Origin of the sequence: Synechococcus sp. YX-04-1, from assembly GCF_030546365.1 — a bacterium.
Lineage (GTDB): Bacteria > Cyanobacteriota > Cyanobacteriia > PCC-6307 > Cyanobiaceae > Parasynechococcus.
Genome location: NZ_JAUONZ010000001.1, coordinates 540,068 through 553,052, shown reverse-complemented (window position 1 = coordinate 553,052; position 12,985 = coordinate 540,068). Strand labels below are relative to the sequence as shown.

General features: G+C 55.1%; 15 protein-coding genes. 3 read left to right on the top strand and 12 right to left on the bottom strand.

Annotated elements, in window-relative coordinates:
- The 6 genes from Q3Y53_RS02790 to Q3Y53_RS02765 form a co-directional block, all read right to left on the bottom strand.
- Positions 1-1,405, bottom strand: a 1,405-nt coding sequence (locus tag Q3Y53_RS02790; RefSeq protein ID WP_303532555.1) for a hypothetical protein, incomplete at its 3' end; no start/stop codon positions are given.
- 4 nt (positions 1,406-1,409) lie between these two features.
- Positions 1,410-1,997 carry a hypothetical protein gene (locus Q3Y53_RS02785; protein ID WP_303532554.1) on the bottom strand — a complete coding sequence of 196 codons (588 nt, stop codon included), beginning with the start codon at positions 1,995-1,997 and terminating at the stop codon, positions 1,410-1,412.
- Complete coding sequence (locus Q3Y53_RS02780; protein ID WP_303532552.1) at positions 1,998-2,276, bottom strand: hypothetical protein; 279 nt, start codon at positions 2,274-2,276, stop codon at positions 1,998-2,000.
- Between the two features lie 13 nt (positions 2,277-2,289).
- The gene (locus tag Q3Y53_RS02775; RefSeq protein ID WP_303532549.1) at positions 2,290-2,829 is read right to left on the bottom strand and encodes a hypothetical protein; all 540 of its coding nucleotides are present in this window, start codon (positions 2,827-2,829) and stop codon (positions 2,290-2,292) included.
- 59 nt (positions 2,830-2,888) lie between these two features.
- Positions 2,889-3,416 carry a hypothetical protein gene (locus Q3Y53_RS02770; protein WP_303532547.1) on the bottom strand — a complete coding sequence of 176 codons (528 nt, stop codon included), beginning with the start codon at positions 3,414-3,416 and terminating at the stop codon, positions 2,889-2,891.
- A 131-nt stretch (positions 3,417-3,547) separates the two neighbouring features.
- The gene (locus Q3Y53_RS02765) at positions 3,548-4,225 is read right to left on the bottom strand and encodes a PilN domain-containing protein (protein WP_303532544.1); all 678 of its coding nucleotides are present in this window, start codon (positions 4,223-4,225) and stop codon (positions 3,548-3,550) included.
- Positions 4,226-4,343: 118 nt separating this feature from the next.
- On the opposite strand from Q3Y53_RS02765, the gene Q3Y53_RS02760 reads away from it, so the two are divergent.
- The 3 genes from Q3Y53_RS02760 (at position 4,344) to Q3Y53_RS02750 (ending at position 6,304) form a co-directional block, all read left to right on the top strand.
- Positions 4,344-5,027 (top strand): thioredoxin domain-containing protein, encoded by a 684-nt coding sequence (locus Q3Y53_RS02760; protein WP_303532541.1) that lies wholly within the window; start codon positions 4,344-4,346, stop codon positions 5,025-5,027.
- Positions 5,028-5,073: 46 nt separating this feature from the next.
- Positions 5,074-5,439 (top strand): hypothetical protein, encoded by a 366-nt coding sequence (locus tag Q3Y53_RS02755; protein WP_303532538.1) that lies wholly within the window; start codon positions 5,074-5,076, stop codon positions 5,437-5,439.
- A gap of 67 nt (positions 5,440-5,506) precedes the next feature.
- Entirely contained in the window at positions 5,507-6,304 is a 798-nt protein-coding gene (locus Q3Y53_RS02750) for a pentapeptide repeat-containing protein (protein ID WP_303532533.1), read from the top strand.
- Between the two features lies 1 nt (position 6,305).
- Here Q3Y53_RS02750 and Q3Y53_RS02745 read toward each other — a convergent pair whose 3' ends face one another.
- The 6 genes from Q3Y53_RS02745 to rnhA form a co-directional block, all read right to left on the bottom strand.
- Complete coding sequence (locus Q3Y53_RS02745) at positions 6,306-8,477, bottom strand: type II secretion system protein GspD (RefSeq protein WP_303532530.1); 2,172 nt, start codon at positions 8,475-8,477, stop codon at positions 6,306-6,308.
- A 93-nt stretch (positions 8,478-8,570) separates the two neighbouring features.
- Entirely contained in the window at positions 8,571-9,305 is a 735-nt protein-coding gene (locus Q3Y53_RS02740) for a hypothetical protein (RefSeq protein ID WP_303532528.1), read from the bottom strand.
- Positions 9,302-9,982, bottom strand: a complete 681-nt coding sequence (locus Q3Y53_RS02735; protein WP_303532527.1) for a PilN domain-containing protein — start codon at positions 9,980-9,982, stop codon at positions 9,302-9,304. The genes Q3Y53_RS02740 and Q3Y53_RS02735 overlap by 4 nt, the downstream gene beginning before the upstream one ends.
- Positions 9,979-10,905 carry a hypothetical protein gene (locus Q3Y53_RS02730; protein ID WP_303532526.1) on the bottom strand — a complete coding sequence of 309 codons (927 nt, stop codon included), beginning with the start codon at positions 10,903-10,905 and terminating at the stop codon, positions 9,979-9,981. The genes Q3Y53_RS02735 and Q3Y53_RS02730 overlap by 4 nt, the downstream gene beginning before the upstream one ends.
- 114 nt (positions 10,906-11,019) lie before the next feature.
- Positions 11,020-12,201 (bottom strand): quinone-dependent dihydroorotate dehydrogenase, encoded by a 1,182-nt coding sequence (locus tag Q3Y53_RS02725; RefSeq protein WP_303532524.1) that lies wholly within the window; start codon positions 12,199-12,201, stop codon positions 11,020-11,022.
- Positions 12,202-12,209: 8 nt separating this feature from the next.
- Complete coding sequence (gene rnhA, locus Q3Y53_RS02720) at positions 12,210-12,953, bottom strand: ribonuclease HI (RefSeq protein WP_303532522.1); 744 nt, start codon at positions 12,951-12,953, stop codon at positions 12,210-12,212.
- Positions 12,954-12,985: the final 32 nt, after the last annotated feature.

Below are 12,985 nucleotides of genomic sequence, written 5' to 3'. Positions count from 1 at the left end.
CCAACTCCAATCCTAAACTCGGCCACTCCTCCTCCCCTTCACTAACTACTTCGTCCTCAATAACACTTTCCTCCGCTGCCTGGAGAGCCACTTTCGTCATTAAGCCATCAAGATCAGCATTGGCAAGGTCAAGTTGTGAAAACTGCGTGACCTCAACATCTAAGGGATCCATCGCTGGAGTGCTTTGCAGCTCATGAGGATCAATGATTGCTTCGACAGCCAGAGATGGAAGAGGAGTCAATGGCGATGGTGAAGAAATCTCCGGCAAATGGCAAGATAACAACTGTTCCCGAGGCAGAAAGCTCAAACCCAAGCCGATCAACCGAGCGAGCCCCGACTGAACCAAAAGATCATCTGGACTGAAACCAGAAACCCTCGGCATTAGAACAGGCTTGATTATTTTTACATCACAGCCCAACGCTTCCTGGAAAAAATCTTTAATCAGGGGATGGGCGCTGTTGATGCCACTGAGACTCAGCCCACGCACCACTGTTGAATCAATTTCGCCCGTAAGATCCGAGATCACAGCTTTCACATCACGAAGTACAGCACGCAAGTCCAACTCCGAAATGGGCAAATAACGCTCATCTTTCAGCGTGATCTCTTCTGCTGACAAGCCAGCTTCTAGGGCGTCCTTACGCTGCACATCATCAAGATCTGGATCTGGAAAATCCCGGATAGCAGACAAGCGCTCAAATCTGACCGGACCGCTGGAGCTCACAACACATAACTGCGAGCAGTCGGGCAGCAACTCCAAAACAAGGTGCAAATCTGAATCACACAAACCAATTAATTCATCCGCCACAAAGCGCAACAAACTAAAGGGGCCAAGCTCAAGCGCCTGAAGCTCAAAGTCAGCCTCATCCAACAAACTTATCACACGATCAATCAATGTTTGAGGAATCGCAATCAGCAAATAAGGCTGCGAGGGAGAGCCGTGTTTACGAGGCAAAGGGTACAAATCATAATCCGTCTGCTCCAACGGGAAAGGCAAAGGAACATCATTAGTCGGGGCCAGGAGATAAGCCCGTGCTTCCTCCACAGTGAGATCAGGAGGCAGTTCAATAGTGCGCTGATAAGCAATATCGGGAGAAAGAACAACTGCGGCACGATGGGCAGGAATCCCTTTTTCTTGGCAAAGCACTTTGATCAATGAAGCCATCGTGGCGGGATCACTGGGTACGCCACGATCGAGAGCTTCTTCCGGCAACGCCACCCGACTAACGTGGCTGAAATGAATCCCATCCAGGGATGGAGCCGCTTCGGCGTAACGCAAGCCCGACGCACTGAACTCCAACAACAACAACCGCTTGGAAAGCCGTCGCCGAAACGACATCAACTGTGAGCCCAGCTGACTGACATCAAGGCCAAAAAAAGTATTGCCAACAAGTGGTGTTGTCGTCATCGTTTCAGCAAAAAGGACGGGGTCTGCAGATAAGGCGACGTACTGGAAGGGTGGACGCGTTCAACTTGGTCGGCAAGGCCTGAAGGGCATAAAGACCAGGCATGGCCGAACTGTTCGTACCAACCAGTTCAACCATGGATGCCTCCTCAAGAGCAGGAGCACCGATCGGCCACAAGCAAAAGTGATATCCACGAGGAAGCGTCAAAGATGGAAGCTCAGGGAGCTCATCGCGCCAAGGAGATATCGATGCTGTATCGGTGCACTCGTTTTTTCCCGAAATAGACTTGATACGTAAGCTATTAATTCCCGGCTGCACCAAAACTTGCTCCACTTTATCGAATAAAACCTCAATACTCTGCCGATCAATCAAGGTACCATTCGCAATATCCTCAGTTTCCCCATCATTGCAGCGACGCTCACCATCCACCACATCCACAGGGCATTCAGCTTCACCCATAAAGCGCAGGGTGACCTCCATCACTGCCACTACAACACCAGTAAAAACCATAATCATGGTGATCGCAAGAAGAAGCTCCAAAATCGACATTCCGGAAGAAAGCGGAAAATTGCGATCCGTAATTTTACTTTTCATCTACTCAAGCCCATTAAAATCCTTAGGCAATACATTTAAAATTTTTCGTTCAAACTCCTCTGGATCTTCCCTCATCTTTTTAACAGCTTCAATCAAAGATGGATCTCGATTTAATGACTTCAGCGACGCCTCTAAGTCGAAGAGTAAATCTCGCTCTTCGGGCTCTTTAATTGGATATCGCCCTGCCGCCCTAAATCCATCTTCAACGACTTCAACGGCCAATAAAAGCGATGTTGCAGCCACCACCATGATCACAGCTCCAACGACAGCGTCCACCATGATTTGATCTCAGCTAATTGGACTCGAAATCGCATCTAGACTCGTCGCCACTCAAGACACATGAAAACAAGCGGTAGGGAATTTGCGAATCCTCTGGGATTGGATCCGGCTGAACCAACAAACGATGCGTCCCGACCTGCAGTGCGCAAGCATTGGCCAAAAAACCATCTGCATGTGGTGACACACCAGCGCGTGTTAATTCAGCAAGCTCTGGCAAACGTTCTGCAGCATCATTGGCAACAACATTTGCAGGAACTAAAGTAGTAGCAGATCGGCAATACGCGGCCCCAGCCAGAGAACTTCGACATAACAATTGATCACAGAGCTGGGCACTCTGTAGTGAACGCCCAATAAAATCAAGATCATCTTTATCATGCAACAGTCTCAGCATTTGCTGATCGCGCTTACCAACAGCATTGGTTATAAAATTCTGCCGATACGGATCATCGGGCTTCAAGAACAAAGACTGCCCTGTCAACGACAAGCCCATCTCAACAACAGCCATGATGCCTGTCATCATCACCACACCCAACGCGGCATAGAGATAAACCATAGCTTCAAGAACAATGCCTAAGAGATCTTAAGTAAAATGGGATGAGGTGGATCACTGACTCAACTGGAATTGACTTCCCCATAAGCCAAAAGTGTCAAGCCAAGCCTCACTGTCATGGCCTCATCTTCCAATGCAGGGGCTGCCAACACCGACAAATCATCAGTAACGACGAAAACCTCCAGTTTTTCCAAGGCCTGCAGAAAAGCCAGCACCTGAACAAACGATCCTTCCACCCGAATCTGAGCAGAACGCTTCTCCAAACCCTGCCTTAAAAGAGGATCGCCAACAGCAGGATCCTCAGCGGCAGATGCATCAGACGAAGCAGCACGCACAGGAGCTCTCTCAACGGCCCCAGGTTTTGTTGTGGTAATTACCACTTGGTGCCTGTCCGCCAAATCATTGAGCTGCGCGAGGAAGGTTTCCAGCTCTGCGGTTCCGGCAATCAAAGCCAGAAGGCGTTGCTGCTGAGCCGTTACCTCCGCTTGATCACGACGACGCTGATCCAGGACTTGCACCAAGCCTGGGAGAGCTTCACTTTTTCGCTGGAGTATGTCAACCAGTTCTTGACGTTCACGCAGCTGAACCATTTGCGGCGTGATCACAGCGGATGCCAACGTCGCAGCGAAAGCCAGACCGGCCAGGAGGGGAACCACAACAACCGCTCTTTCAGGCGTCAGCCAGGCCGCAGCGGAACTTTTCCGATCTGCCTGAAAGTTAGTCACTTGACCAAACCCTCCTGCACCAACACCTCCATACGGCGTGCCATGCCCTCCGCCCCGAGCAACGGGAGAGAGGTACGCATCGCTAATCCGGCATCAGCTGCAAAACCTGCGCGCAAGCTGAACAGAACCGACGCTTGCTCAGCTTGCCTCCTGACATCAGCTTTCAAAAGCTCCACCCGCTTCGGCGCAAAGAACCCTGAAGCCGACAATCGAAGGAGCAAAGCATTGACCAACCGCAGACCGTTGAGCTGCTCTGCCGAGCCACTGATCTCCAAATCATTGCCCTTTTGCACAATGCGATTAAGAACGATCGTTGCAGGCACCAGGCGACGGACTTCTGCCAAAACGGCAGAGCTGGAACGAACATCAGCCATGGCCTTGGCAATTGCTGCATTCGACGAGCGACTTTTCTCCAGCAATTTTGTGGCTTCAACCAAGGCCTGATCCACACGATCGTGCTCTGCAGCAATCGGCTCCAAGCTTCTCTGACGCTGCGCCAGATGACGGTCCTGCACAACAAGGAAAAGCACCACTAACAGAAACAGAAGCGGCATAACAGCACCGATGAGAGCACCGCGCCAAAGAAGCTCTCGAACAGGAATCACCTTTGGGCGTTCCAACCCAAAGCGCTCGCGGCGCTGACGCAGTAGATCGAGATCGAGCCAGGCCCCCACGCTCAAACCTCACCTCCCATCCACTGGTGCCATTCAATCGGCAACTACATGCCAATGCCATCAAGATGACGCCATTAATCGCATCAGCAAAAGCGGTATGCAGATTCCGCATCGCAGCATGCTCGGGTTTCTGACAGGCGTGGCCCTTGGCATCGGCAGCACCGTCGTCGTACAGGGGGTGCAGGAACGGGGCCTCACTCCACCAAGCAAGCCACAAGCTCGACCAAGCCCCGCACTCACCAGTCCGTTGTTGCTGAAGGGGGAACCGGCTTTAGGGAACGCCAGCGCACCACTCACCTTCGTGGAATTCAGTGATTTCGAGTGCAGCTACTGCCGTCGCTTTCACGAACAAGTGTTCCCAAAACTCAAGAGCCAGTACATCGACACCGGGCTGGTGCGCTTCGTCCACAAAGATCTCCCTCTGCCCATTCACCCCCAAGCCCTGCCAGCAGCAGCAGCAGCACGCTGTGCCGGGGAGCAGAACCGCTATTGGGACATGTATTCGGCCCTGTTCAACCAGCAAAATTGCCTGAGCTGCAAAGGCGTCCTCACCATCGCTACCGAAGAACAGCTCGACACACCCGCCCTGCAGAGCTGCATGGAACGCAAGGCAACCGTGGCGGTAATCAACGCCAACCGCTCGGAAGCATCGCTGCACAACATCAACGCCACACCCACCTTCGTCATCGGCCCCACCCAAAGCAACGGCAGCCTGGACGGGAAAATTATCGAAGGAGCCTTGCCTTGGAGCACCTTCAAATCAAGCATCGATGCAGCCCTCCGCGATTTGAGCAGGAACTAACCCAGGCTTGCCAACAACCGCATAATCCAAGGAGTTGTTAGGAGCCATGCATCCCGCTGTGCGCGACGACCGGATCTGGTTTCAGAACAACCCAGCAGCAGTAGTGCGCTTCCGCAAAGCCATTGCGGGGGAATTTGAGGCCGTCGCCAATCACGGCGGAGGCGTACCTGTCTTCCGCCCCTCATTTTGTCGAACTAAGGCACCCACCCGCTGGGTTGCCGTTGTGGACCTCATGCGCCTGATTGAGACCGAGCAAGGGGACATAAACGAACCAACAGCACGTTTACGCCTGAAGATCCCCGCTCTGCGCAGCAAGAATCGGAAATGTCTTGCCGAGCGAGAGTTGAAGCAAGCCATCGCGGCGGAACTGCTAGCGAGCCTGGAAACAGACAACGACACAATTGCCGCCTAAGTCAGATCGACAAGTGAGCTTGCGATCGATACAACAAAGCGATTGAGGTCTCTATCGCATGGGTTCCATGAGGCCACTGGCATTCGCTCTGAGTGCCACTTGTTTTTGGGGTGCCGGTCCTGCCATTGCCGGCAATGAGGAGCATTTGATCCAACTACTGGAAAGCCGCCAGTGCCGGTCCTGCCAACTCAACGATGTTGACCTTACGCATGCCGATCTGCGCGATGCAGACCTCAACGGTGCTCATCTGCAGCGTGCGAACTTGAGTCAGGCAAGGCTCGATGGTGCTGATCTCAGCGGCAGTGACCTCAGTTTCACCAGCCTCCAGGGCGCCTCATTGCGCGGTACTGATCTGCGCAACAGCCGCCTCATCGGTACCGATCTACGCCGGACGGATCTCACCGGTGCACTGCTAGACCCAAAGGCCCTGGATCAAAGCCACTGGGATGGAGCCCGAGGAGTCAGCCAAGGGGCTCGGAGCCACGCCGGACTTCACAATGCAGGAGTTAATGCAGCACAGGCTGGTCGGTGGCCCGCAGCTGAACAACTCTTCAACGCTGCGATCAAAGCTGCTCCAGAGGAACCACTGAGCTGGGTAGCGCGAGGGCTCAGCCGTGGTGAACAAGGTAAGGATGATCTCGCTTCACGCGATTTGGCTCATGCCGGACAGCTGTTTGCAGAACAAGGCGACATGGTTAAAGCAGATCAGCTGAAGGAAGCCAGCCAACTTGTTTACGACACGACAAACAAAACTGGGGTACAAAGTGGCAATGGAATTGGATCAGTATTGCTCAGTAGCGCACTATCAACAGCACAAGCCATTGCACCCATCGCACTGAAAGCACTGATGCCAATGCTGCCATGACCTACGTGCCAGCCTGAATCAACTCGCGACCTGCTGGCGTACCGGGTCGGTAGCCATAGCCATAGGAACCTCCATTGTCATCGTCTAAAACGGTGGGCGTTACGACAATGACAAGCTCAGTCTTTTGACGGGTGGAAGAACTGCTACGGAAAAGCTGACCAACAATCGGCAAATCTCCAAGGATGGGCCACTTCTGCGCTTGTTGCCTATCAGATTCTTGTATGACTCCGGTAAGGATCAATGTTTGCCGGTCTCTTAGGCGAATACTGCCAGACTGCAATTTACGACCAGATAGATTAAAGATGGGTACACCTCCTTGGTTTCCTGCACCAACCGGAACAGAAATTTGAGGATTAACCTCCATTGTAATGAAACCATTATCATCTATTCTGGAAACTTTTAAGTCCAAAACGAGGCCCGCATTTTCTCTTGTAAACGTAAACTCAGTGGAATTATTTGACGTTTCAGTTGTAGTTCTGCCAGTTATAACGCTTTCGCCAGCTTCAACTTTTGCCTGCTCACCCTCTTGCACCAGAAGGGTTGGCTGCGCCAAGGTCTTAGCACTCGATGACACAATCACCGAATTAAGATACGCATAGAATGAATTGTCTGGCTGTCGATAACGCTCATTGTCATTCACTTTCTCGTACAGCTTTAAACCACTCTTTTCATCTATCATTTCTTTTTCGGCTAAGCTATCAGGGTTGGGATCTCTGATATACTCTTTTTCTCCACTTTCATTGATATAATCTTCAAGGCTGTATGTGATATTTCCATCTTCATCCTTGGTCTCAACACGAACCTGCCTTGCAACAAAAGGTCTGACAAATCTCTTCATAGGCCCTATCTCTGTATTGGTATCATAAACGCCTGGCTGCAAATAGCCTGAATCCCCAGAATAGACACCAGTTCCGCTTGCTGAACTTGGCTTATACTTCCCAAAATTTATATAAGCATTTCCATTTTCACTAACAATAAACTTATCACCAATTCGGGAGGAAAAGCTTGTATTTACGGACTTGTTATTATCTAGATCAACGCTTAGGATTTGCACCTTGACTGCAACTTGCCTTTTGCGTAGGTCAATTTGCCTGAGATAATTCTGGGCAACACTGATTAACTTAGGATCCCCAACCAACGTAATCGTATTTAAACGCGAATCAGCGGTCCCAGTCAAACCAATCAACGGCCCGTACCCGGAGCTGTAGCTCGCAACAGAAGAGTCACTATCACCTTGAGATGGTGAGTTCATCACAGCCCCAAGATTCCCAAGATATTGACTTGCCGACTCAACATCAACTTGGTTCATCCGGAATACTTTGGACATCTGCGGACCAAAGCTTTTCGCGGAGACAGCGGTCCCCACCAGCAACGTGTTTCCATCCAACCGCCCCTGCAACCCTGAGGCCATCAGAACACTGTTCAAAGCACGGTCGTAACGCTCATTGCGAAACGCCATTGAGACAGGGTATTCACTGCTGTCAGCATCAGATGGGGTGTCGCCATCACCCACAAAAACAAAACCAAACCCACCGAGGCGAGCCAACGACATCAAGGCATCCTTGGCCGGCGCATTATTCAGCGTGAGGGAGACTGGCGGTCCACTGGCCTTCACAAAACTGCGGTTGTTGATCAACATCGTTCCAACGGCCATGTCACCAAGTGGTGGTGCTACAGCGCGAGGACGCATTGGTGGAGCCATCACGGGTTGGACCACGCGACCGGGACGACGCAAATCCAAGCGACCACTGGATCGCATACCTGACCCTTTCAAACCAGCAAAACTCACCACCAACGACTCACCATTGGATCCAATGGTGGGTGTGGGCACCCGTTTTCCCATCCGGGCCTTCACAATCAACTGAAGATCTGAATCCAGCGGTTCCAATCGCACGCTGAGCAGCTCTGATGATGAAATCACCTGTTGCTGCGGCGTAAACGGACGATCACCGAGGTACACACCCGTCAGCCGCGCAGACCAAAGACCATCCGACTGGTTTTGACTCACCGCACGGACTTCAGTGCCAAGGCCAGCGATCACCACATCAACCCGTCCTGGGGAGCGACGCAGACGAAGTTCAACCCCAGACGTCGAGCGCGCCAGGGCCGATGGTGCTAACACCACTCCGTCCAGCGCAGCCGAGGCAACACCCAGCGCTAACAGACCGGACAAAACACGCGTCGTGGAGGACTTGATCACTAGAAACTTCTGTCAACCCACGAGGTCTGCGCGAATGGTATCGATCGCCATCACCACGCACCAGCCTCATGACGGGGATGACATAGAGGCACTCGTTAGAGACACATCGGGCATTGAAGCCAAGTCATAGAAACTCAACTTCAAAGTGAGCTGCGTACGGGCAGCCGCAGCCATAACAGGCTCGGCATCTTTTTTTCCAACCACACTCTTGAGCGCGAGATCACTGCTTTCAACCAGCAACTCCAGCGCTTCCATCCGTTGCAAGAAAGTTTGCAATCCGCCGAACGGACCGCTCACTTCAAGGGCAACGGATGACTTGCGATAGCCAAGCGCTTGCAATGGATCTTGCGGTAGTTGGGCCTTCTCCTTCTCGTTTGATCGGTTGTTGTTCCGCCGGGATTGCCTTTGCTCAGATGCCGGTGTAGGCGCTGCTGTTTTCAGCGGTTCGTAGCGCTGGATCCGAACACCAGACGCCAAAGCTTGCTGATTCAACAGGGCCAGAAAGGTCTGAACCTTCTCACGGCCAGCCAACAACCCCACCAAGAGAGCCTGCTTCTCTTCGGCCATCCGCAGTTCAGCCTCAGCTTGGGTGAGCTGGCGTTCCAAAACAGGAAGGCTGCGCTGAAGGCCCAGCAAGGTGTCTCGCCTCTCCTCCAAACCTTGCACTGTTTGGAGGAGAGGCCTCACTGCCAGCAGCACAACAGCAGCACTCACCACAACACCTAGTCCAAGGGGAAGACCCACCAACAACCGTCCCCGCGTCAGCCATGGCTGGCGTGGCGTCGTTAACAGATTGGTCATGGCAACAACCCCTCGCCTTGCAGTAACTCCAAGCGCCGAGCCAAACCCTCAGCGCCCAGACCACGCAAATGGGCTGGCGTGGGCTTCATGGCTGGATCGAGCTTGGCCTCGAGGGTGAAGGCAATCCGTCCCTTCTGGACGGCCACTGCTTTCACAACGGTTGTTCCATCAAGGAGCATCTCTGGCAGTGCCTCAAGGTTGAGATCCAAGGCATTGATGCGTTCGAAGGCATCCGACCCTTGCGATTCCCCCTTGATCAGCAACTTGGATGGGTTGGCGTCGACCGACACAAGGCGCACGCCCTGAGGCGTGACCTGTCGTAATTGCTCCAACAACGCCGACCCTGAGCGCACCGCCACCAACTGTTCGGCGATGGATTGCGTCTGCTGCTCCAAGGTGGATCGGCGCGACGTCATGGCGCTAAGCCGTGCCTTGGCATCACCAACACGCTTCTCCACGGGATGAAGTGCATCGATCTCGGCCTGCACCACCTGCCGACGATGCTGGAGTCCCAACAGGGTGAGCACGGCCAACATCACCAGCACAAGCCCAGCGATACCACCCTTCAAAACAAGGGAGAGCAGCGACGAAACCGGTGCCCATTGAAGCGGCAAGCCGAGCTCGAGCCGGTGTTGCTGCAACAAATCCGGTTTGGGCCAGTGTTGACGCGACGTCATCGCTCCTCCTGGTGCAGCGCCAGCAGCGCCAACTGCTGCAGAGCTGACGGCACCTCAGCAGCATCTGCCTGATCCGATGGTTCGGCCCATGTGGGTAAAGGCTGGTTCAAACAGCACTCCCCAACTGCCCCATCCACCAGGGGCCTCCAGTCATCGACCTGTTCGGTCGGCACCGACAACCACCACCCAAGGGCTGGCGGCGAAGCCGCACGGGCCTGCCAGGCAGCAACACAGACCCGAATCTCGCGCTGGCAGGCCAGAAGGTCGAGGTTCTCTAGTGCATGGTCAACCTCAGGGACCCCTTCGCGGAACAACACCAAATGCAAGCTCTTCTCTTCCAGCACAAACCAGGCCAAATCGCCATCCCACGCCTGCGTGAGCTGAAGCAAGGCCCGCTGAGCGGCCATCAGCGACCAATCAACGCGCCTCAGCGGTAGGTCCGCCAGTGCAGCAACCTCGCTCCAGCCCTGAATCAACGACCGCGGCACACCCACCACTGCTAAAGCGTCCTGCACCGGGCACGATGTGATGTAGGTCTCCGCCAAATCAAACGGCAACTCAACAGCCTGCAATGACTGGGGCAAAAGGCGTGGCGAGCCATCCGCTCCATAGCCGTCCACCACGCACCAGGAAGCAGCGTCCAAAGGGAGGCAAAGAACGAGTTCGGCGCCTGGACAATCGCAATCAAAGATCAGATCAGCGATCAACTCGCCAACGGCTTCCCGTTGCAGCGGCACACCATCAAGACACACACCATCGGGCCAGGCCACAACGCATTGCTGCCAACGGCCACCCTGATCCCAACAACAGACCAAGCCTCTGTTGTTCACCGCGATCAAAACCGGCTTGACATCCACCAGCCGTCGCCAAGCCAGGCTCAATGCCGTGAGTTGAGGCAGCTCACCAAGAGCAGGCAGTGGCACACAATGCTTCCCACTGGCTTGATGCTATCGACGATGGCCCGCTTGAATCACTCCCTCTCAGAGACATTTAAGGGCGCAACATCGAGCAGGTGAGCTGCTGTTAAAGCATCGAGTTCAGTCCTGCCAGGGCAAGCCACTTCCTGACGCCTCAGCGATGTTGCGGAGGCCGTGGCGGTCCAACTGCAGCAGCAGACCTTCCAGAATCCGCGGCACCAGATCAGGCCCCTGAAAAATCCAGCCGGTGTAGAGCTGCACCAGGGAGGCCCCTGCAGTGATGCGCTCCCAGGCCACTTGCGGAGAATCAATCCCACCCACACCGATTAACGGCAGCGCAGGCCCCGCACTGGCCCGCAAGCGTCGGATCACCTCCTGGGCCCGATGACGCAGGGGGGCACCGCTAAGGCCACCAGCCTCCTCCGCCAGGGTGCGCCCGGTCTGCGGAAGCCGCCGTTGCTCCAGGCCCAACCGATTGAGACTGGTGTTGACCGCGATCACGCCAGCCAACCCCTCCTCAAAGGCCAGACGTGCAATGGCATCAATCGACTCATCATCCAGATCCGGAGCGATTTTCACGAGTAAGGGCGGGCAGGCCGGCAGCCGGCGCAACCGTTCCACAAGCCGCCGCAACTGGACGGTGTCCTGCAGGTCCCGCAATCCGGGGGTGTTGGGGGAGCTGACGTTGATCACCGCGTAGTCCGCCAATGGCGACAACAACTCCAGGGAAGAGGCGTAGTCGTCCGGCGCCTGCTCCAGGGCGGTGATCTTGGATTTGCCGACATTGATCCCCAGCACCGCTGGCCGTCGGCCGGGCGGATCCAAGCGTTGGCGTTCCAGGGTTTGCAACAGCGCCTTGGCACCGTCGTTGTTGAAGCCCATCCGGTTCAACGCGGCCTGTTCCTCCGCTAGACGGAAGAGGCGTGGTTTGGGGTTGCCCGGCTGGCTATGCCAGGTGACCGTGCCCACTTCGGCAAAGCCAAAGCCGAAGCGATCCCAGATGCCGGCCGCCACACCGTTCTTATCGAATCCCGCCGCCAAGCCCACCGGATTGGGAAAACGGCAGCCAAACAACACCTGTTCAAGGCGCAGATCACGCCGTTGCAGATCAGCCGCCACGCCATCCAGCACCGTGGACACCCCTGGCCAACGACGCCGCAGGCTGGCCTGGCCCAGCGCCGTGAGGGCAGTACGCGACAGCTGTTCAGCATCCAGGCCGTCGTCCCGCGCCAACACCGGACCCAGCCAACGCTGGTAAAAGGCACCGCTGCTGAGCGGTCCGGCCGAAGGGGACGGCGACATGCTCGGGCTCAGGACTGTTCTGATCCTGCCTCGCGACGTTGCAGGGTCCAGCGGCCCTCCGGCTGAGGCTGGACAGTCCAATCCCTCCAGATCCAGCTCTCCCGCTTGGTTTCCAGCTGTTTGATCGGCTGTTCCACCAGCTGCGCCAGCTCCAACAACGACAGGCTGAAGCCACCCTGCGCCAACCGATCGGCCAGCTCCAAGCGTGACAACAGCTGCAGCAGAGGCTTGGGGGCAACCTCGGATGGGGCCTCTGGTACGGCCTGGGTTACTCCCTGCTTCCGAGCCAAGGCCGGCTGGGCGTTATGGGAGAACGCCACAGCAATGCGATCCACCCGTTCATTGTCTGGATCACCGCTGTGGCCTTTGACGTAGCTCAGAGGGACATCGTCCAATCGGGCGGCATCCAGGGCCTTCCAGAGGTCCTGGTTCAGGACGGGTTTACCCGCAGCCGTTTTCCAGCCTTTGCGCTTCCAGCCTTTGATCCAGGAGCCCAGGCCATCAATCAGATATTTGCTGTCGGTGCGCAGGGTGAGATCTGGATGACGGGGCAGCTGCTCAAGCCGTTGCAACACCTCCAATGCCGCCTGCAGTTCCATGCGGTTGTTGGTGGTGTCGGGGGCATGACCACCGAATTCCTCGACACTGCCGTCTTCGAAACGCAGCAACGCGCCCCAACCTCCCGGACCTGGGTTGCCGCTGCAGGCACCATCCGTCGCTGCAGCCACGACCCGTCCCCGTCCTTCCGCCATTGATCAGTCCCAACACTGTTCGGTACAACACG